We start from the raw sequence: 20,878 nt of genomic DNA, 5'->3' as shown, positions 1-20,878 counted from the left end.
CTGATTCATATGTGATTAATTCCGACTCCGAATGTTTCGTGCTCAAGCCCCTTAATCGGAGCTCCGATCGTGCCGTAAAGTGAAACGGCGATCCAATCGCCTTCCGCCTCGCTTTCATACGGATTTCCCCGCAAGACGGCAAACTTCAGGCCCACGGTACGAAGCAGCGAGCCAAGCAGCATTTCGCCCCGCGTCACTCCGTGCAAAGCTTCCATTGTGGCATGATACAGCGCATGTGATTCGCGATAACCCTCAGATTGAATGACACCGCTCTTTTTGGAAGCGGTTTCAATTGCGGCTACCACCTTATGCGCATCCATTGAACCCACCCTGCCGAGACAGACTTTCCAGCCGTCCCGTTCCAGCCGGCTGATCTGCTGGTTTTCTTCAGTCTCATGAAGCAGAAGAAGGACGGACAGTCGCCCGATGCGGCGGTCTTTGTGTAAGGTCATATATGCTTCACTCAATTCTTAAATATTCTGATAACTAGTAACTGTTTTTTATATTAAGTGTTTGCGAATCAGAAGTCAAAACTTTTTTTCCAGTCTTTCACAAATCAGATTGTTATCGAAGTAAAGCGGTACATCGTGAAGCCGGCGCTGTTGATCACATATTTCCGCCATCCGCATCATAAAATGGAGCGTTGTCTTGAAAGCGTTTTAAGAAAAGAAGAGAGCGAGGAGATTTCAGAAAATGAAAACCAGTTTCTTTCGTGTGTGCCTGGTCTCAGCAGCGGTCATCGGATTCACTCTGCCGCAGGCAAAAGCCCAGCATCCGGTTTTTTCAGAGGTCAGCGTGCATGATCCGTCCGTCATTAAAACAGGAGATACATATTATGTATTCGGCTCACATTTGGCTTCCGCCAAGTCGAAAAACCTGATGCAGTGGCAGCAGATGTCTTCAAGCGTCAATCCCAATAATCCCCTGATCCCGAACGTCTACACCGAATTAAAAGAGACATTCGACTGGGCCCAGTCTGATACGCTGTGGGCGCCGGACGTCGCCCAGCTGTCTGACGGGAAATATTACATGTACTATAACGCCTGTAAAGGAGACTCGCCGCGATCCGCTCTCGGTGTCGCCGTGAGTGACAAGATCGAAGGACCCTACAAAAACAAAGGCATCTTTTTGAAATCGGGCATGGAAGGAAAAAGCGAAGACGGCACGACGTATAATGCAAACGTTCACCCGAACGTCGTAGATCCGCAAACGTTTTTTGACCATAAAGGCAAGCTCTGGATGGTGTACGGCTCTTACTCCGGCGGGATTTTCATAATGGAAATGAATCCGAAAACCGGTTTCCCGCTCCCGAACCAAGGCTACGGAAAAAAACTGCTCGGCGGAAATCACAGCAGAATCGAAGGCCCGTACATCAGCTACAATCCGGAAACGAAATATTACTATCTGTATCTGTCATTCGGCGGACTTGACGCAGCCGGCGGTTATCATATGCGTGTGGCGCGCTCTAAAAATCCGGACGGTCCGTACTATGACGCCGCAGGCCATAACATGCTTGATGCCAAAGGAAAAGACGGCAGTTTCTTTGACGACAAAGCAATTGAACCGTACGGGGTCAAACTCATGGGCGGCTACAGCTTCGCCTCACAATCTGAAAAAGGCACGGGCTACGTATCGCCGGGACACAACTCCGTGTTTTACGACGGGAAAACGAAACGATCATACCTCATTTTCCACACCCGTTTCCCGAACAGAGGCGAAGAGCACGAAGTCAGAGTACATCAGCTGTACATGAACAAAGACGGATGGCCCGTTGCAGCGCCATACCGCTATGCGGGAGAACCGGATACACACATTCCGGCGGCCGCCGCATCCGGAGCCTACAAACTCATCCAGCACGGAAAAGACATCACAGCTACGATCAAAACCCCAAAAAACATCCAGCTTAACAACGACGGCACCATTTCCGGGGAAATGACCGGAACCTGGACAATAACGGACAGCAGCAAAGCCCGAATTAACCTGAACGGCACAAATTATGGCGGCGTCTTCCTGAAAGAATGGGACTCAGCGAGAGAGAAAGAAGGTGTGACGTTTAGTGTGCTGAGCGGTGATGGGGAGGCTGTTTGGGGAGTGAAGTGACTTTGTAATGCATTTGTAAGTACTAGACTAGTTTTATCCAAAAGAGATATAATAAGTATGTATATGCAATTAACGCAAATCTAATTCTTAAACTTTAGTCCTTGAATAATGTTTTTAAAATAGGAGGGAAGTTCTATTCTTGTATACAAAGATCGTTTGTTTAATAATATTATACTAAATCCATATAACAAAGGAAGAAGAAAGCTAAAAGTGATTACTGCTTATGCTTCCCCTACTTTTTTACATCATGTACTATATGCACTTAATGAAATTGAAATTGAAATGTACATCGGTATGACTAAATATCAGCCAATAACAGTATGGGATCACAAAGAATACTTAAAAATGGCGAGTGAAACTAATAGATTAAGTGTAAATTATTTTTATGGAGAGAGACCTGTCCACTCTAAAATTATTTATTGGGAGCAGGAGGGATTATTTGCATCAGAACTAGCTTTTGTTGGATCTGCAAACTTTACTAGAAATGGCTATGTTAATTATAGCGAAATAATGGCAGAGGCTGACCCAATAGAAATAGGCAATATTTTTAAAGATGTTGGAGAGTATATAGATTTTAAGCAACCTAATATAGAAGAGTATATTACATTTACATATCAGTCTGATTTAAAAAGTTCAGAAAAAGAAGGGTCGGGGTTAGGGAAAATAGTAAAAGAAAAAGAATATAAACATTTTGATTTTCCGTTAACTATCAAAAGTGATAGAAGGAAGATTCATCAAAAATCAGGGTTGAATTGGGGACAGCGTCCGGATAGAGAGTCGAACCAAGCCTATATCCCTATTCCTAAAGAAGTTTATACAACTGACTTTTTTCCAGATAAGAAAATGCAATTCAATTTGATAACAGATGATGGAGAGAGTTTTACATGTGTAGTAGCGCAAGAAAACAATAAAGCTCTTGAGACACCAGAGGATAATAGCATACTGGGAAAATACTTCAGAAAAAGACTCAACGTACCCTTAGGCAGTTTTGTTAAGGTTGAAGATTTAGATAGGTATGGGAGACATCATGTCACTATATATAAAATAAATAATGAAACTTATTTTATGGATTTTAGCTAAGGGAGAAATATAATGATTCGATCTGGAATAAGTAAGGTTGAGAAGTTCAGCAGAGTCCTAAAGAGAGAATTAGCAGAAGAGGAAATCAATAAGATAAAAAAAACAGCTGAAGAAATGAATGAAAAGATAGGGCTTCCTAATAATGAAACCCGCCAAGGTTTACTGTTTGGACAAGTACAAAGCGGTAAAACAAATAATATGTTGATGACAATTGCTCAAGCCTCGGATAATGGCCATCGTTTATTTATCATACTGACATCTGACAACCTGTGGTTGTATGACCAGACCTTAGAGCGTGTTCAAGAAGCACTCCCCGGGTTACTTACTCTTGGAAAGGATTCATGGGGAATTGAATCAATGACCTCTAGAATTCAAACAGCGTTAAACCATAACGGAGGAGTTGTTTTAGTTACCACTAAGAATAAAAAAATATTACCTAAAATGCAGGAGTTTATTAAAGAGCACATACCCCGGAATACAAGATCAGTTATATTTGATGATGAAGCAGATCAAGCGAGCTTAAATACGTTTGCCAATACTGAAGTGCAGGATAAATTAAGTGAAGTAAGTGCTGCTATTGTTAACCTTAGAGATTTTTTTAACAATCATGTCTATGTTCAAGTAACCGCTACGCCTCAAGCACTGTTATTACAAGGCGCAAACAAAGAATTTCGACCGGATTTTATTGTGAAATTCAGTCCCGGCGCAGGTTATATAGGGGGAGAAGCGTTCTTTGAAGAAGGTGCTGGTGCTCTCAAGACATTTGCAGACTCAGAGATTGATGACATAATGAACGAAGAATCAGATATTGCTCCCCATACAAAGGGGCTCGCTATCCCTACCGGTTTAAGACAAGCCCTATGCACTTTTTTTATTGGAGCTTCGATTAAAATTTGCAATGGAGAAGGTACAAATTATACATTTCTTTGTCACGTCAGTCATAAACAGGACGACCATCGAAGGTTAGAGACGATGGTTAATGGCTTTATTACAAGTCTATCTAAGGCTTTACACGAAGAGAACCATGAAACAGAAAAAAATATTGTATATACTTATTTAAATGAAGCTTATCAAGATTTGCTGCAAACTAACAGCAGGACGCCTTCATTTGAATTAGTTATATCGGAGCTAGCTGATAACATAACCAGCACGCAGTCACAATTAATTATTTCGGGGAGTCATTTTAAAAAACCTAGATACAGTTCCCCATTTAATATTCTAATAGGAGGAAATAAATTAGGCAGGGGAGTAACAGTTAAAAGGTTATTAGTTACTTATTATGGACGTTCCAGCCAAGCGCCAAAAGTTGATACAATTCTTCAACATGCCAGAATGTATGGTTATAGAGAACGAGATTTAGGTGTTTTAAGATTTTTCACATCGTACTCAATAGCTGAGATTTTTACAGAAGCCTATCTTTCTGAAAAAAGATTAAGAACAGTAATTAATAAGGCTGATTCTAGTGACCTTCAAGCATTAGTTCTATCAAGGACAAAACACTCTTTGCTCAGGCCGACAAGATCGAATGTTATCTATCTGGATTCTGTATTATTTTATATGTCAGGAAAACGCTATTTTCCTAGAAATCCATTGGTAAGTAATGTGGGTTTGTTAGATCAGTTATTAGAAGATTATAAAGATCAGCAAGGGCTGGAAATGATAACGATTCAAAGATTGATAGAAATCGTCAATCTAACTAAGTCTAAAAATATTGAGGGCAGCAACTGGGATGATGAAGCAATTTTAGCTTGTTTGAAAAATATGAAAGAGATGTATAATAACCGTGGCTATATTGCCGTACGCAGAAACAGAGACATAAAAAAGAATGCCAGAACAATGCTGTCATCAGATGATAATTTATTATTCAATCCGCATGGTCCGACTTTAATTATGTATAAGTACATTGGATCTGCGAATAAAGGGTGGTCTGATGACAAACCTTTATGGGTGCCTAATTTAAGGTTCCCAGATGGAAATACCTATTTTATGTTTTCAACTAATGACATACCGAACGATTAAAAATGCTATAAAAGGACGGGACTGATTTTAACGATTGAACATTGATTAAAAAAGGGGGTCAGTCCCATTTTTTTATTTTTAACAAATGAAAAACTTGCAAATGTTGTCATTTGCAAGTAATGATTGTATTTTAGATGAGAAATGGAACTTTTTCCTCTTTAACTAACTCTTTAAAAGTCCATTTGGGCTCAATGGAGTCATATTCAATTCCAGCAAACGTTTTTAGTATCGCTTCTGCAATAATTTGAGCAGCTTTTGGAGGGACAGCCATGCCGATTTGCTGTCTTACCTTTTCTTTCTTTCCTTCAAATACAAAATGATCAGGAAAGGTTTGCAGGCGTGCCCGTTCTCTATTGGTTAAGGCGCGGGGCTCTTCCCAATGGTATACGTGAGTGCCGCCGCCCCCGCTTCCAGTCACCGTATAAGATGGTTCATCCGGATGAAGACGTTTATAAATCTGACTCATTCGGGCACCTTTCACTTTAAGTCGTAATTCTTCCGGGATGCCCTCATACCAAGCGTTCTTTCCGGGAGGAATATAATTCAGCATCTCAATAGTTTTTTGATTATGTTTCGTAGGCTCGTGATTTTCAGTAAAATCAAGAATAGGCGGATTATTGAGTGCGTCGTATGCAGTAACATACTGATTAGGAGTAGTAGGAGCAGGAATTTTGAATTCTAAATTCTGGTCTTTTCTGATACCTACTATAATAATACGGTGTCTTTTTTGCGGTACGCCGTATTCCTCAAATTTATATAAGTGAGGAGTGATTGTATAACCCATCCCCGCTTCTCCCAGTTCCCTCAATATCTGAATAAAAGCTTTACCTTCATTTGCACTTTGCAGACCGCCCACATTTTCAGCAATAAAAAATTTCGGATTATGATAATTGAGCACCTTTACGCCATATGAGTAAAGAGGGCCGTAATCTCCGCTCATTCCTTTATGTTCTCCAACTATACTGTAATCATTGCAAGGGAATCCAAAGGCTAATGCATCTATAGGAGGGAGGCTTTCTATATCCAATTCTTGCACAGGACCCTCAATTACTGACGGGTCATCAATATTTTTGCAGATATTTCTTCTGTATGTTTTACATGCAGATTCGTCATAATCATTAGACCACTCATGTTTTATGCTGTATTCATTACCGGAACTGTCAACGACACGGGCACTTGTAATTCCTAAAGACAGTCCTCCTGGTCCGCTGAACAATTCTCCTTTTCGGAAGATCATATAAAAACCTCCATTTGTTGATCTCATACACATTATAAACTATAACACATCTTAACGCTAAGAAGAGAACGTTTGTTTCGCGAATTTAAAAGGAGAAAACTTTTGTTTTAATAGAAGATTTAAATGTTTTCATTGAGGGAAAACTTTTACAAATCGGGAGGGGAATCGTATGGCTGACACTCATACAAAAGAACAAAGAAGAAAGAATATGCAGGCAATTAAAGCAAAATCAAAATTAGAAGATAAAGTATCCGCAGCCTTATGGAAGAGGGGGCTGCGATTCAGAAGAAATGTTTCATCTCTTTTTGGTAAGCCAGATATAGCTATTAAAAAATACAAAATTGTTATCTTTGTTGATTCTTGCTTTTGGCACGGATGCATCTCTCACGGAAATCAGCCAAAAAGCAACAAAGCGTATTGGGAGAAAAAGCTGAAGCGGAATAAGGAAAGAGATCAAAAGGTTACTTCCTACTATATAAAAAATGGCTGGCATATATTAAGGGTGTGGGAACATGCTTTTAAAGAGAATTTTGAAAGAACAATAGATGAGATAGAAACTTTTATAAAAACGAATATGTAGATAACTGATTATAAATTTTCCGGTGATAAACAATTCCTTTTACCTATTCATCCAAATAAACCCATAGTGTAACATGAAAATAGTCTATAATGCCCAAAATTTATAAGCGAGGTGTTTACTTATATTAGCAGAGATGAACGCATTACATTCGGCAAGAGCCGACTTTGCTATAAAACAAGAGCACATTCATGCCCTGAAACAAGTCAGACATGAAATAACAAATTTAAAATATGAGTTTTCAGATATCAACCATTTGATCAGTCAGCCTCATTTATCCCCGCATACGTGGAAAGGGAGCCATGCAAAGGCCTTTGAAGAGGTTCGCGAAGATATGGCACATGCCTGGGCTGATATCAAAAAGGACCAGGTGAACGGGATAATTGAACGAATTAATGAAAAGATTTCTATATTAGAGGGTGACGTGCATACACTTCAGCACAGAATACGATCAATTGAGAATGAGATCCGAAAACAAAAAGAGAAGAGATGAGGTGCGATATGGGACAGGAGATCAAGATGGATTTCCATATGGTAAAGCAGGGGACAAACTAAAGCTGTATCAAGCCCATTTTTGCAAAGTGAGGTTATGCCCTATGTGTGCGTGGCGCCGGTCGTTAAAAATTGCTTATCATAATAAATTGATTGTAGAGGAAGCCAACCGGCAGTACGGTTGCGGGTGGATTTTTCTCACGCTGACCGTCAGAAATGTAGCAGGAGAAGAGCTGAAGCCTAAGATTTCTGACATGATGAAAGGGTTTAATCGGCTCATGAAATACAAAAGGGTCGATACAGCTGTACTTGGCTATTTTAGAGCTTTAGAGATTACGAAAAATCATGAAGAAGATACATATCATCCGCATTTTCATGTGTTATTGCCTGTGAAGAGAAGTTATTTCGGCAAAAATTATATCAAGCAGGCGGAATGGACAAGCCTTTGGAAAAGGGCGATGAAACTGGACTACACGCCGATTGTTGATATACGAAGAGTCAAGGGAAGAGCTAAAATTGATGCTGAGCAGATCGAGAGCGATGTGCGGGAAGCCATGATGGAGCAAAAAGCAGTTTTGGAGATTTCTAAGTATCCAGTGAAAGATACCGATGTTGTGCGCGGCGGCAAGGTGACGGAAGACAATCTGAACACGGTGTTTTATTTAGATGATGCGCTTTCTGCCCGCCGGCTTATTGGCTATGGCGGCATTTTGAAGGAAATTCATAAGGAGCTGAACCTTGGTGATGCGGAGGACGGCGATCTTGTCAAGATCGAGGAAGAGGATGACGAGGTGGCGAATGAAGCATTTGAGGTAATGGCTTACTGGCATCCAGGCATTAAAAATTACATAATCAAGTGAAAGGGAGCAGGCCATGTGGCTTGCTCTCTTACTTTGTGGAACCGTTATTCAATACAAGCAGAAACGATGGCCGTAATGCCAAAGAAGTCCATTATCGCCTCTTTTATTTCAGGGCTGGCTTTTGAAGCTGCTTTGGAGACTGCTTTGTTCCAAGCGGTTTTTTTACTGCGGTATTTTTTCTTGTAATAATTGTAGTACTGATATGTTTTAGTGACGAATGTCTTTACTCCACCCAAGGCTTTTATTGCCTTTTTGATCTTTAACAATTTTGCAGGAGCGAAAGCTAGGCTGGCAAGTGCGGTACCAACAGCACTTATACAACCTAGGACACCTTGAGTCTTGAATGGTTTGTCCGATTGATGAAGCTCAGTTGCAGCGGCGTTCATATCATTGATTAGCGATTGATCATCGATGTTATTTCTGAACCAATTTAAAATTGCATCAGAACCTTGGTTGATCACTGAGTCAGGTATGTTTTCAATTGCGTATAATGCTTTTTGACTAGAAAGCAAACTTGAAAATTCTTTTTCGAGATTAGTGTCTCGAACTAATGATTGATTATTCGGTGATTCAGCGGCTTCAGCGGCTGTCGTTCCAAGGATTGAAAATAAAAACACTGAAACAACTGCCAAAATAATTTTACTTCTGTACTTTAGAACAAATTTCATATTATCCCCCTTTTTTACTTAAAAATACCTTGTAAATTATAAACCATTTTACCGCTTGATTCCATAGCAGAAATTGTGTCATGATGGATTTTGGTATATAAAGTGTTTAACAGAGAGAGTGAGGGAATCAGCAATGAGTGACAAAAAATATGAATCTATACACTGGTTTGCGTCAGTACTAGCGTTTTTTTTAATAATTTTGAATAGCTTTTTTATAAAAATTGAGGGTGTAACTGTTGGTATTGCGATTGTATACATAGTGATCATGGGAATTGTTAGGAGTACATGGAAAAAAGCTAAAATAGATTAAGCAGGCCTTCAGGCCTGTTTTTTTATTGCGGTGCAAAAGAGAGAAAATTGTTATGCATGAGTGAAAAAATAAAAAAGTGGACTCGGTGAAAGTCTCCTTTTTTGTAACACGCCTGACGGAAATCGAGAGATTTAGCATGTACACAGGGTTGTGTGTATAAGTGCGCCATTTTCCGTGTGTTCTATTTCCAAAATTGCCACCACTTTTTTTGTTTAGTGGCTGCGATCATTCTTTGTGTCTCCAGAGACTCCCGTAATGCGGCGGTGAGTGTCTCATGTCTTTCTTGCTGTCTTTTTTCGAATTGTTCCATCCGTTCTGCCATCTGGCGGTTGAATTCTTCCTGTCGCTTCATGAATTCAACCAAAGGATTGTCCTGTAGCGATGTAGCGGTATCCGATATGGTTAGTTTTGAACGATATAGGCTTGCTATGTGCTTTACCGTTTCGTCGAGTGAGTGTCCATTGATCTTAGTCATTGTACATAGATACTCTAAAGTCTTTACGTCATCCTCGGTATAGAGTCGCCATCCTTTCGAATCTTTATTGAACGAGTAGCCTTGTTCTTCAAGCATACTGGCATACTTGCGGACAGTCACCGGCTCTATACCGAGGTGTTTTGCGACGTCCTTGGACGATAATTTGACTCCCATATCCATCACGAATCACCTCGTAAAATAGGTTCGCTATGGCGAGGCCAGACACCTTCAAGTGTTGCACCCTTTATTATGTTTGAGTTGTTTTGAAAAGGGTGCATTTCAAAAGGAGCGCTGCATACCTAAACTAGAGGAAAAATCCAGTCATGACAGGGGACTGACTGGGTTCTTTTGTGTTTGAGTTTGTTTTGGAATTTAGGAGCGTTCACGGAGTGCCCAGTTATACGCACCAAATAAATTGGGGCGTATTGGCGGAAATGACCCGCAGGGGCTTTTGATAAAGAGGAGGGGGTAGTAATGCAAAAGATTGATTTTGAAACAGGGATGAAATATGTAAGAGCAACCCTTGGCTTTGAGGGTTTAGTGCTGACGGCAGAAGAGGAAAAGCTTTTAGAAAGGCGGTTTCATGGAGAAATCACAGAAGAAGAATACATAAGAAAAGCGCTGGAGCTGTCTTATTCCGGTAGTTCAAAATAAGGGATGTGAAGTTTTCGAGGGGGTGGGAAGGAGCCGAAAAAATGAATGTTGATAAGAAGAGGGAAATCCAAAGAAAATATAAAGAGCAAATGCGAAGGAAAAAAGTGACCTACACTGTAGAAGCAGTGGTTGTTACTGCGATTGTTGTGTTAATTATTTTTTTGAATTGCGTTATTAAAGAATTTTAGGGTAGCAAGCGAATAGGGCGTGAGTCAACGGTAACCGGACCGTAGGGAGGATTAAGGAGTTGACTCACTCAGCGCCACCCGAACCCTTTTAGAATGAAAAAACGCTACGGCTATATCTATGTCGACCGCGGCAATGACGGAAAAGGCACGTTTGAAAGAAAGAAAAAGAAAAGTTTTTATTGGTATAAAGACGTCATCGCCACAAACGGAGAAAGTCTGTAAGCGCAATGTTCCGGAGAAAGCCGGCAAAATTGACATTCAGCAAAGAGAGGAGGACAATAAAAGCAGAAAGGCGGGATTCATATGTTTAAAAAAATTCTTGCAGCAGTAGACGGTTCAGACATGAGCAATAAAGCCCTGGACGCAGCCATCCATCTGGCGAAAGAACAGCAGGCTGAACTCACCATTCTCTATGCGGGACGTGAAGCCGTTGTCTCCACATCAGCTTTAACCGGGATTGTCTATGTTCCGGAAAACTTCATTGAAGACATCAAACATGAAGTCGAGCAAAAAGGAGCAGCCATTCTGGAAGATGCCAAGCAGAAAGCGGCAGAAAGCGGAGTAAATGCGGAAAGCCTGTACGTCCAAGGCGAACCTGCGCATCAAATTTTAAACATAGCGAAAGAACAGCATTTCAATCTGATTGTCGTCGGAAGCCGCGGAATCAGCGGATTTAAAGAAATGATGCTCGGAAGCGTGAGCCATAAGGTCTCACAATTGTCTCCTTGTCCTGTACTGATCGTTCATTAAACAGAAGACCCTGCTGATGCGGGGTTTTTTTCATGAGAAAAGACCGCCGGCTTTCGAAAAATAGGGTGAAATCTTCCTCTGAATCAAGTAAAATGGCTGTTAGTATTTGTCTGAATAAACAGTCAATGATATGGAGGAAGCAAATCAATGCAAGCTGAACAAACATCAAATGCCGTCATCAAAATGGTCATTTCCATGGTCATTTTCGGATCAATCGGCTTTTTCTCGGAACATACGAATGTGCCTTCAATTGAACTGGTCTTTGTGAGATGTCTGTGCGCCTCATTGTTTCTGGGCGTTTGCTGGTTTGGTTCCGGACGGTACCGCACCGAACAATGGAACCGGCGGGAGGTGCTGCAGACACTGGCCTGCGGATTTTTTCTCGTGCTGAACTGGGTGTTTTTATTTAAATCGTTTGAGGAGACATCAGTGACGATAGCGATTTCCGTTTATCATTTGGCTCCGGTTCTCGTCCTTCTTCTGGGGAGCCTTATATACCGGGAGAAACTGCATATTGTGTCCGTCAGTTCCATCGTAATTTGTTTTCTGGGCACCGCTCTGATTTCCGGCATCAACGGAAATACATCATTTTCTCAGCTGATGGGATCGGGTATTATTTGGGCCGTGCTGGCCGCCCTTTTTTATGCTTTTACGACACTGGCCGGGAAAGGCATCAACAGTCTCAGTCCATATGCGGTCACCTGTTTGCAGACCGGGTTGGGCGTTATCATTCTTCTCCCGTTCGTCCGTTTCGGCGCTTTTTCTGATTTGTCGCATGTGAACTGGATCATGATTGTGTCGACCGGTATCATCCATACGGGAATTGTGTATTTGCTCTTTTTTGACAGCTTGCGGTTTTTATCCACCCGGTTTATTTCAATCATCGTATTTCTTGATCCGGCGGTGGCGATTGTGCTTGACACCGTATTTACGGGATTTCGCCCCGACCTTTATCAATCTTTGGGGATTGTGTTGATTTTTGCTGGAATGGCGCTGTCCCTGATTCGAAAGCAAAAAGCCGTGCCGGCGGAAACTCAGGCAGACAGCACCCGTATATAGGCGGCCGTACCGGCTGCTTTTTTTATTTTGGGGCTTTTCAGCCATAACGAAAAAGCAGACAAACAGATCATGGAAAAAGAGGATAGTAATTGTATAATACTTCTTGTGTTTACAATTTAAGAAATTAAAGGAGTGAAGGGCATGATAAAAAAGACGCGTCATCTCGCTTTCTTGGCTGCATTCGGATTTGCGCTTTGTCTGGCCATCGTATGTTCCGCATCAAAGCAGGCAGAAGCGGCAGCGGCTTATCCGGATGTGATGCAGGGACTTACCGGATTCGCGGGCAATGCGAAGGATCATAACGGAAAAGCAAAATCCGCCGTATCGGGCGGCCAGGGCGGCCCCGTCGTCTACGTCAGCAATCTCAATGATTTGAAAAATAATGCGGGCGGAACGGATCGCAAAACCATCGTCATCACAAGTGATATTTCTTCCCCGGGTAAAGCCGTCGTGACAGTCGGCGCCAATAAAACCATCGTCGGCTCTTATACCAGCCACAGGCTGACCAACATCTATCTGACCACCGGCTCCGGCTCAAACAATGTGATTTTCAAAAATCTCATTATCAGCCATAGTGCCGCCATTACAGGCAACAACGACATTCCGATGTACATAGCGAACGGACAGAATTACTGGATTGACCACGTGTGGTTTGAAGGACACAGCTACAATCCGAACAGCCACAGTGATTTGGGAAAGCTTCTGTATGTCGGCGCCAAAGCGGATTTTGTGACGCTGTCTAACTCTAAATTCACAGACCATCTGTACGGCCTGATTCTCGGTTATCCGAATGATGATAACGAAGGACGCAATTATATCGGCTATCCGCATATGACGATCACCAACAACTATTTTAATAACGTCTATGTGCGTTCACCGGGCCTGATGAGATACGGCTATTTTCACGCGAAAAACAACTATGTGACCAATTTCAATTTAGGATTCACCATTCATACAAACGCGACTGTCTTCTCAGAAGCCAACTATTTCGGTAACGGAAATGAAAAAGGCGGAATGATAGACGACTACGGGACGGCCCAATTCACCGACACCGGTTCATTCCCGTCGCTCAAGGCCCCGAAATCACCGCGCACCAGCTGGAATCCGAGATCAAATTACAGCTACGGCACCCTCTCAGCCCAGGACGCCAAAAACTTCGCCCAATCTTACGCGGGAGCGCAAAATACAAATCTCCGCTATCCATAATACGAAAAACCGCCGGCAGCCGGCGGTTTTTTTATATGAATAAAAGGTTCAAAATCCCTATAATCCTTAAAATAACCTTAAATACCTAGGAAAATATTGATAAACAATTTCAATAATATTACTATTGTTAAGCCTATATTACAAAAGAAGGAGGAGAACCTATGAAAATAGGAAAAAAGAACAAGTGGAAAAAATGGCTGGCCGGCACTCTTGCGGCAACGCTGATAATTTCCATTGCGCCTGCCGATGTGTTTGCGGCAGAAACGCGTGAAAAACAAGATCAAGCGAAAACCGCCGCCATTCCGGCTGCAGACCCGGAAAAAGATCTTCCGGCGGAAAAAGCATCTGAGCAGATGCCTTTTGATCAAAAAGATATTAATCAAGACGGTGAGATCACGTCTGAAAGAACTGAGAATTCAAAGCTTTACTATGAAGGCGAGGGTGTGTACAAACAGGAAATCTACACAGACCCCATTCATACGAAAGAAACCGCCAATGCGGACTGGGAAGACGTTTCTCCTGAATTGAAAACCGGCTCAAAGGAAGTCGGAACGGAAAATACAGTGCTGAATTCCGATTTTCTGAAGCAAATGAAAAACGGATTATACGCTACATTTGAACACAATGATCATAAGCTCACATACTCATTAACCGGCGCAAAAGGCCCCGATCAGGCTGCAATTACTCCGACAGATGCCTCAGCAAAAGTAAGGGAAGACAGCAACGAGCTTACGTATCAGCAAGTGTTTCCTGCAATTGATTTACAAACCTACACATTTAACGAAAACATAAAAGAAGACCTTGTGCTTCACAAATATGAAGGCTACAATTCCTTCACCTTTCAAATCAAAACCGACCTTCAGGCTAAAGAACAGGAAGACGGCTCTATCGCGTTTTCTGATGATAAAGACAATGTCGTCTACACCGTGCCGAAGCCCTTTATGACCGACTCAGATCTCGACGAAAAGTCAGGTGAAGTCAACAGGTCAGAAGATGTCAGCTTCAAGCTTGAAAAAAACAGCGAAGGCTACTTGCTCCATGTAACGGCCGATGAAAAATGGCTGAAAGATCCCAAGCGGGTTTATCCGGTATCTATTGACCCTTCAACATCAGTATCTGTGTCATCCGATACCTTTGTCATGAGCGCGTACCCGACGACAAACTACTCTGCCGCTTCGCAGAAATGGGACGCCGGATTGAAAGCGTACGTGCTGAAAACTGGATATTATGACGGCACAACCGGAACGAACTACGCTTTTATGAAGTTTGATAATCTAAAGCCGATCAAAAACATGACGGTGACGAAAGCGACGCTCAAAGCGTACACAGCCCACTCCTATTACGGATCAAAAGCGACGGGGCTTTGGCTCGACACCGTTAACAGCAATTACGACAATGCCAAGATTACGTGGAAGAACAAGCCGGGCTCCAAAAACATCGGCAAAGCCGAGGTCTATAAAGGCCAATGGGCAAGCTTCGATGTCACCTCCGCAGTCAAGTCGTGGAACAGCGGCGGCGCCAATTACGGCTTTAAGCTTCACACAAACGGAAACGGAAAAGAGTATTGGAAGAAGCTGATGTCATCAGCAAACTCTGCTAAAAAACCATACATTGAAGTGACATACACAATTCCGAAGGCGGACACGCCGTCTGTCAAAGCGTATCATAACGGAGATTCGACAGGATTTTTCAATATCAGCTGGAAAAAAGCTGAAGGCGCCAAAAGCTATAAAGTCTGGCTTTATAACGGGAAAGAATATCAGGCCATTCCGGTCGGCAATGCAACCTCTTGGAGCACAAAAGGAAAAAACATCTGGCCGACAAAAGCGGAAATCGACTCCGGCAAATATAAGCTGCATACAGACGGAAAAGGCGGAAGTGAATTAGCGCTTAATCCTTCGCCGGTCTATAAAAACTCCGGCGGCAGCTATCCGGCAAGTAAAAATTACTGGGTCGCGGTCAGCGCGGTGTTTGACCAGGGAGAAGGCGCCATGTCTGCGGCCGCCAAGCCCGTCATTCCGAATATCGGAAGAGTTCAGAAACCAAGCACGAAAGGCGTTAATAACAACAACGCCACAGGCTGGTTTGATCTTTCCTGGAAAGCCGTATCAGGCGCAGCCGGGTATAAAATGCAAGTCTTTAACGGCAAAGGCTTTGAAATGCTTGACCTCGGAAATAAAACATCCTGGTCCACAAAAGATCAAAACATCTGGCCGACAAAGGCGGAAATCAGCGCCGGAAAATATGCGCTTCACCTGAAAGACAAAAAAGGTGCGGAATTGCCGATCAACCCAGGCCCCGTTTATAAAAACGCCGGCGGAGATGCGAACCGGAAAACCTACGGATTTAAAGTCATTGCTTATAACAAAGACGGAGAAGCGATCGCCTCACCGGAAGCGAGTCCGGCGCTGCCTGATATCGCAAAGCCGAAAAACCTGACAGGCTATGTCTATACGAACACGAAATCGAGCCAAACGGGTTATGTCAATCTCATATGGGATAAAGTCAAAAACGCCAAAGGCTACAAAATCAACATCTACAACGGAAAAGACTATCAATCATTCGATGTCGGGGATACCGATCATTGGACGACCCAAAACAAACACATCTGGCCTTCAGCCGATGAAGTGAAAGCGGGAAGATTCCAGCTTCACACGGACGGAAAGGGCGGCGAACTGGCGCTTGACCCTTCACCTGTTTACGATAACGCAAACGGCAATTACAAAGGGAAGAAGAACTATTCCTTCACGCTGACCGCCTATGACGCAAACGGTGACAGCCTACCGACGGCACCTTTTAACCCTGTTTTCCATGAAGGGGCGGAATTCCTCGGAACGGAAGAATTCTGGTCTATTATCGACATTCCGGACGGACAGCTGAACGGCGCGACGGGAAATGTCATCGTCAATGAGGAAGATATGTCAATCGACGGACGCGGGCCGGGGCTCGGGCTCTCCCGGACATTCAACAGCCTTGACAGCTCTGACCATATGTTCGGCCAAGGCTGGTATGCCGATGCGGAAACGTCGATCCTTTCTGAAGACGGCAGAGCCGTTTATATTGATGAGGACGCGACAACACATGTCTTCACGAAAAAATCTGACGGCACGTATCAGCCGCCGACGGGCGTTTATCTCGAACTGACGGAAACAAGCGATCAATTTGTATTAAAAACAAAAGATCAGATGAACGCTTATTTCAGCAAAAAAGGCGGAAAGCTCCAAAAAATCGTTGACGGACACAACAATACAACCGTATACGAATATAACGACAGCAATCAGCTGACCGCCATAACAGACGCATCAGGGCGCAAGCTGACATTTACCTATGATGAAAACGGCCATGTCACATCTCTTACAGGGCCGAAAAACAAAAAGATTTCATATTCATATGACAAAGACCTTCTCAAAAAGGTGACGGATACTGACGGCAGCGTCACAAGCTACGACTATGATGCCGAAGGGCGCCTCGTCAAGCAGTATTCCGCAAACAGCACGGATGATAAACCGCTGTTCACTGAATACCAATACAGCGGCCACCGTCTGGCCAAAGCCGTCAATGCGAAAAAAGAAACGTACGACTACAGCTATGACGCGGACAAAAAAACGCTGCTCATGACGCAGCCGAACGGCCGCAAAGTGCAGTACGGCTATAACGAAGCGGGCAACCCGATTCAGATGATCGATGATGCCGAAGGGCTGAAAATCACGACCAACACCGTATACGAAGGCAACAACGTCATTCAGGACACCGATCCGAACGACGCGGATGCGGGCAAAGCGACAGAAAGCTATCAATATGATAAAGACGGCAACGTCACAGCCGTAAAAGACAACTACGGCACCGAAACGTATCAGTACAACAAAAACAATGACGTAACGAAAATGAAGGACACCGAGGGGAACGTCACTGACATTGCGTACGACGGACTTGATGCCGTTTCTGAAACGGATCAAAGCGGAAAATCCTCATCCGCCGCCGTGTATGACAAGTACGGAAATCTCATTCAATCAAGCAAAGAGCTGGCAGCTTCGGCAAGTCTGCTGAAAGACGGCAGCTTTGAAGGAACAAAGCTGGGCTGGAATCTCACCGCTACGAGAGACAGCGGAAGCATCGCGTCTGTCAAAGGAAGAAGCGGCGCGCTGTCCGGACAAAAAGCATTGGAGATCTTGTCACAATCCGCTTCAGCCGGAACGGAGCACGGCCATGCGTCCGCAACGCAGGAAGTGCAGCTTGAGCCGAATACGACGTATACACTCAGCGGCCAGATCAAAACGGATCTGACAAAGGCAAGAGCGTATTTCAACATTGATCTGCGTGACAAAGACCAAAAACGCATTCAATGGATTCACAATGAATCAGGCGCATTAGCCGGAAAGAATGACTGGACGAAACGGCAGATCACCTTTACAACACCGGCCAATGCAGGAAAAGCCATCGTCTATATGGAAGTGGATCATAACGACAAGGACGGTAAAGGAAAAGCGTGGTTTGATCAGGTTCAGCTGGAAAAAGGCGAAGTCTCTTCAAGCTATAACCCGGTGCAAAACAGCAGTTTCACGGCCAAAACAGATGGCTGGAGCACAAGCGGAGCCGCCGCTGACCTTGATGAAGGCTTCGATGATGACAGCTCATTAAAAGCGTCCCGCACAAATGCATCACAAGCCAATGCGGCCGCAAAACAAACCGTTACATTAGGCCAAAGCGCGGACGATAAGCCGGTATATATCACGCTGACAGGGATGTCCAAGGCTGACGGCGTAAAATTTACGAACGACAATGATTACGCGCTTCAGGCTGACGTCACTTATGCGGACGGCACGACGGGCGTCTACACCGCTAAATTCCCGCAGGGGACACAGGAATGGAACCGGGCGGCGGCAGTCATTCCGAAAACAAAGCCGATCAATAAAATCGAACTCAGCATTCTGTTCCAAAAAAGCGCCACAGGAACGGCGTGGTTTGATGATATCCGTTTAATCGAAGGAAGCATCCTGACGAAAAACACCTATGACGAAAAAGGAAACTACGTCACAAAAGAAGAAGACGAACTAGGGTATGCAAGCACTGCTTCATATGACGAGACTGGAAAGAAAATGTCTGAAACCGACGCGAAAGGCGAAACAACCGCCTACGAATACGATCAGGCCGACCAGCTGACAAAGCTGACCTTGTCAAACGGCACATCCATCCTTCACAGCTATGACAAGGAAGGAAATGAGCTGACAAAAACGATTCGGGCCGACGCGGACCAGACCTATCAATATGAATATGACGTCATGGGCAAGCTCGTCAAAACAACCGACCCGCTCGGCAATGTACTGAAGAGTGAATATGACGCCAACAGCAACTTGACGAAAACCGTTTCCGCCAACGGCAATGAGGTGTCGCTGACCTATGACGGCACCGACCGGGTTAAGTCAAAAGCGTATAACGGCACTGAAAAATACAACTTTACCTATGACAAAAACGGCAATGAAACGTCGGTCACAAACAAAGAACAAAATACAACGAAAAAACGCACCTTTGACAACAAAAACCGCCTGACCGAATTAACCGACCGCGGCGGCAGCCAAAGCTGGACGTATCCGGCTGATTCGGATAAGCTGAAAACTTTCTCATGGAGCCACGGCGGCCAAAAAGGAACAAACAGCTTTACGTACAACAAACTTGATCAAATGATTGAAATGAAAGACGGCACTTCAGCCTATACATTTGATTATGATGAAAACGGCAATGTCCAGACATTCATCAGTGGAAATGAAGTCGGCACGAGCTTCTCATATGATGAGCGGAATCTTGTCAGCTCTCTTCATATCGGAGCGAAAAACGGCGGCAGCATCTTCCGGGAAAGCTATGAATACGACGCCAACGGCAACCGCACGGTCATCGACAGCTCAGCGGGCGGAAAGGTGCAGTACGAATACGGCAAGCTCAACCAGCTCGTCAAAGAAACTCATGAAGACGGCACCGTCATTCAATATACGTACGACGGCTTCGGCAACCGGACAAACGTCACCACCACAAAGGACGGCGCAAGCAAATCAGTCAACGCTTCCTTCAACATCATGAACCAGCTGACGAAGGTGAATGACGAAGACCTGTCCTACGATAAAAACGGCAACCGCACATCCGACGGCAAATACACATATACGTGGGACGCGGAAGACAACCTGACCGCCGTCACGAAAAAAGGCGAAGACAAGCCGTTCGCAACATACAAATACGATGAAAAAGGAAACAGAATCCAAAAAACCGTCAACGGAAACGTCACGAACTACTTCTACGACGGAGACAGCTTGAATGTCCTGTATGAAACAGACGCCGACAACAACGTCACTAAATCATACACGTACGGTGACAGCGGCCAGCTGTTATCCTATACAAAGAACGGCAAGAAATATTTCTATCACTACAACGCACACGGCGACGTCATCGCCATCTCAGACAGCACCGGAAAAACCGTTGCCAAATATCAATACGATGCATGGGGAAATCCGACAAAAACCGAAGCGAGCGACGAAGTAAATGACAACCGCTACCGCTACGCAGGCTACCAATACGACGAAGAAACCGGCCTGTACTATCTCATGGCCCGCTACTACGAACCAAGAAACGGCGTGTTCTTATCACTAGACCCAGACCCGGGCAGTGACGGCGATTCGCTGGATCAGAATGGGTATGCATACGGAAACAACAACCCAGTCATGAACGTCGATCCGGATGGGCATTGGGTGTGGCTTGTGGTAAATGCCGGATTTGCAGCCTATGATGGATATAAAGCATATAAATCAGGTAAAGGATGGAGAGGTGCAGCCTGGGCTGCAGCTTCGAACTTTGGGCCCGGGAAAGTGTTTAAAGGTGCTAAGAAGGCTTTGGGATTTGCGAAGGCCGCCAAGAAGTATTTAAAACCTGGTAAATACGCTAGAAGGTCAATTCCTGCAAGAAGTACAAGTAGCAGGTTAAATAAAAAGGAAAGAAGAGTATTAAACAAAATTGGGAATAAATATGGCTGTCATACTTGTGGTAGAAGGCACCCTGGAACTAAAAGCAGAAATTGGATTGCGGATCACCAACCAGTATCAAAATTAAGGAAGAAAGGCCAGCGACAAAGGCTATATCCTCATTGTCAAACTTGTTCACGAAAACAAGGAGGATATACTAGTGCTATTCTGAGAAAAAGACATCAACGGAGGTGAGGAT

At 43.8% G+C, this 20,878-nt stretch carries 15 protein-coding genes and 2 pseudogenes; 13 read left to right on the top strand and 4 right to left on the bottom strand.

Going from position 1 to position 20,878, the window contains the following annotated elements; translation table 11 throughout:
• Positions 1-5 precede the first annotated feature (5 nt).
• Positions 6-452, bottom strand: coding sequence for a histidine utilization transcription antiterminator HutP (gene hutP, locus NQS30_RS16860; protein ID WP_004393292.1), 447 nt, complete (start codon positions 450-452; stop codon positions 6-8).
• A 241-nt stretch (positions 453-693) separates the two neighbouring features.
• On the opposite strand from hutP, the gene abnB reads away from it, so the two are divergent.
• The 3 genes from abnB to NQS30_RS16845 all read left to right on the top strand — a co-directional run bounded on the left by abnB (position 694) and on the right by NQS30_RS16845 (position 5,199).
• Positions 694-2,100, top strand: coding sequence for an arabinan endo-1,5-alpha-L-arabinosidase AbnB (gene abnB, locus NQS30_RS16855; protein ID WP_218791425.1), 1,407 nt, complete (start codon positions 694-696; stop codon positions 2,098-2,100).
• 156 nt (positions 2,101-2,256) lie between these two features.
• Positions 2,257-3,180, top strand: coding sequence for a restriction endonuclease PLD domain-containing protein (locus NQS30_RS16850; protein ID WP_256994854.1), 924 nt, complete (start codon positions 2,257-2,259; stop codon positions 3,178-3,180).
• A 12-nt stretch (positions 3,181-3,192) separates the two neighbouring features.
• Positions 3,193-5,199: a Z1 domain-containing protein gene (locus NQS30_RS16845; RefSeq protein ID WP_169510194.1), complete on the top strand. Its 2,007-nt coding sequence runs from the start codon at positions 3,193-3,195 to the stop codon at positions 5,197-5,199.
• 130 nt (positions 5,200-5,329) lie between these two features.
• Here NQS30_RS16845 and NQS30_RS16840 read toward each other — a convergent pair whose 3' ends face one another.
• The gene (locus tag NQS30_RS16840; RefSeq protein ID WP_042635626.1) at positions 5,330-6,436 is read right to left on the bottom strand and encodes a DNA cytosine methyltransferase; all 1,107 of its coding nucleotides are present in this window, start codon (positions 6,434-6,436) and stop codon (positions 5,330-5,332) included.
• Positions 6,437-6,605: 169 nt separating this feature from the next.
• Between NQS30_RS16840 and NQS30_RS16835 the strand changes: the two genes are divergently transcribed.
• From NQS30_RS16835 to NQS30_RS16825, 3 genes and pseudogenes are all read left to right on the top strand, one after another.
• Positions 6,606-7,016 carry a very short patch repair endonuclease gene (locus NQS30_RS16835; protein ID WP_042635625.1) on the top strand — a complete coding sequence of 137 codons (411 nt, stop codon included), beginning with the start codon at positions 6,606-6,608 and terminating at the stop codon, positions 7,014-7,016.
• A 133-nt stretch (positions 7,017-7,149) separates the two neighbouring features.
• Complete coding sequence (locus tag NQS30_RS16830) at positions 7,150-7,506, top strand: YwqH-like family protein (protein WP_232603439.1); 357 nt, start codon at positions 7,150-7,152, stop codon at positions 7,504-7,506.
• A 55-nt stretch (positions 7,507-7,561) separates the two neighbouring features.
• Positions 7,562-8,365, top strand: a pseudogene (locus tag NQS30_RS16825) (protein rep); the annotation flags it as partial.
• 44 nt (positions 8,366-8,409) lie between these two features.
• Here the strand turns inward: NQS30_RS16825 and NQS30_RS16820 are convergent.
• Both NQS30_RS16820 and NQS30_RS16815 read right to left on the bottom strand, forming a co-directional pair.
• On the bottom strand, positions 8,410-9,033 hold the full coding sequence (locus tag NQS30_RS16820; RefSeq protein ID WP_132106578.1) for a hypothetical protein: 624 nt from the start codon (positions 9,031-9,033) through the stop codon (positions 8,410-8,412).
• A gap of 491 nt (positions 9,034-9,524) precedes the next feature.
• Positions 9,525-9,998, bottom strand: coding sequence for a MerR family transcriptional regulator (locus tag NQS30_RS16815; protein WP_324285928.1), 474 nt, complete (start codon positions 9,996-9,998; stop codon positions 9,525-9,527).
• Between the two features lie 294 nt (positions 9,999-10,292).
• Between NQS30_RS16815 and NQS30_RS16810 the strand changes: the two genes are divergently transcribed.
• The 7 genes and pseudogenes from NQS30_RS16810 (at position 10,293) to NQS30_RS16780 (ending at position 20,874) form a co-directional block, all read left to right on the top strand.
• The gene (locus NQS30_RS16810; RefSeq protein WP_132106580.1) at positions 10,293-10,472 is read left to right on the top strand and encodes an antitoxin VbhA family protein; all 180 of its coding nucleotides are present in this window, start codon (positions 10,293-10,295) and stop codon (positions 10,470-10,472) included.
• 41 nt (positions 10,473-10,513) lie between these two features.
• A complete protein-coding gene (locus NQS30_RS16805) occupies positions 10,514-10,660 on the top strand; it encodes a hypothetical protein (RefSeq protein ID WP_165913839.1) in 147 nt (48 codons plus the stop codon).
• Between the two features lie 93 nt (positions 10,661-10,753).
• Positions 10,754-10,882, top strand: a pseudogene (locus NQS30_RS16800) (family 1 glycosylhydrolase); the annotation flags it as partial.
• Between the two features lie 81 nt (positions 10,883-10,963).
• Complete coding sequence (locus NQS30_RS16795) at positions 10,964-11,410, top strand: universal stress protein (protein ID WP_007407802.1); 447 nt, start codon at positions 10,964-10,966, stop codon at positions 11,408-11,410.
• Between the two features lie 147 nt (positions 11,411-11,557).
• A complete protein-coding gene (locus tag NQS30_RS16790; protein WP_047936319.1) occupies positions 11,558-12,469 on the top strand; it encodes a DMT family transporter in 912 nt (303 codons plus the stop codon).
• Between the two features lie 141 nt (positions 12,470-12,610).
• Positions 12,611-13,675, top strand: coding sequence for a polysaccharide lyase family 1 protein (locus tag NQS30_RS16785; RefSeq protein WP_015240880.1), 1,065 nt, complete (start codon positions 12,611-12,613; stop codon positions 13,673-13,675).
• A gap of 161 nt (positions 13,676-13,836) precedes the next feature.
• Positions 13,837-20,874 (top strand): DNRLRE domain-containing protein, encoded by a 7,038-nt coding sequence (locus NQS30_RS16780; protein ID WP_218791424.1) that lies wholly within the window; start codon positions 13,837-13,839, stop codon positions 20,872-20,874.
• Positions 20,875-20,878: the final 4 nt, after the last annotated feature.

The sequence above is a fragment of the Bacillus sp. B1(2022) genome (assembly GCF_040259625.1).
Taxonomy (GTDB): Bacteria; Bacillota; Bacilli; order Bacillales; family Bacillaceae; genus Bacillus; species Bacillus velezensis.
This window is presented reverse-complemented; position numbering and strand designations above follow the sequence as displayed.

What these genes read in the sequence shown, in the direction of transcription:
- hutP (WP_004393292.1), bottom strand. Translation starts at nt 452, where the DNA reads ATGACCTTACACAAAGACCGCCGCATCGGGCGACTGTCCGTCCTTCTT.
- abnB (WP_218791425.1), top strand. Translation starts at nt 694, where the DNA reads ATGAAAACCAGTTTCTTTCGTGTGTGCCTGGTCTCAGCAGCGGTCATC.
- NQS30_RS16845 (WP_169510194.1), top strand. Translation starts at nt 3,193, where the DNA reads ATGATTCGATCTGGAATAAGTAAGGTTGAGAAGTTCAGCAGAGTCCTA.
- NQS30_RS16840 (WP_042635626.1), bottom strand. Translation starts at nt 6,436, where the DNA reads ATGATCTTCCGAAAAGGAGAATTGTTCAGCGGACCAGGAGGACTGTCT.
- NQS30_RS16835 (WP_042635625.1), top strand. Translation starts at nt 6,606, where the DNA reads ATGGCTGACACTCATACAAAAGAACAAAGAAGAAAGAATATGCAGGCA.
- NQS30_RS16830 (WP_232603439.1), top strand. Translation starts at nt 7,150, where the DNA reads ATGAACGCATTACATTCGGCAAGAGCCGACTTTGCTATAAAACAAGAG.
- NQS30_RS16820 (WP_132106578.1), bottom strand. Translation starts at nt 9,033, where the DNA reads ATGAAATTTGTTCTAAAGTACAGAAGTAAAATTATTTTGGCAGTTGTT.
- NQS30_RS16815 (WP_324285928.1), bottom strand. Translation starts at nt 9,998, where the DNA reads ATGGATATGGGAGTCAAATTATCGTCCAAGGACGTCGCAAAACACCTC.
- NQS30_RS16810 (WP_132106580.1), top strand. Translation starts at nt 10,293, where the DNA reads ATGCAAAAGATTGATTTTGAAACAGGGATGAAATATGTAAGAGCAACC.
- NQS30_RS16805 (WP_165913839.1), top strand. Translation starts at nt 10,514, where the DNA reads ATGAATGTTGATAAGAAGAGGGAAATCCAAAGAAAATATAAAGAGCAA.
- NQS30_RS16795 (WP_007407802.1), top strand. Translation starts at nt 10,964, where the DNA reads ATGTTTAAAAAAATTCTTGCAGCAGTAGACGGTTCAGACATGAGCAAT.
- NQS30_RS16790 (WP_047936319.1), top strand. Translation starts at nt 11,558, where the DNA reads ATGCAAGCTGAACAAACATCAAATGCCGTCATCAAAATGGTCATTTCC.
- NQS30_RS16785 (WP_015240880.1), top strand. Translation starts at nt 12,611, where the DNA reads ATGATAAAAAAGACGCGTCATCTCGCTTTCTTGGCTGCATTCGGATTT.
- NQS30_RS16780 (WP_218791424.1), top strand. Translation starts at nt 13,837, where the DNA reads ATGAAAATAGGAAAAAAGAACAAGTGGAAAAAATGGCTGGCCGGCACT.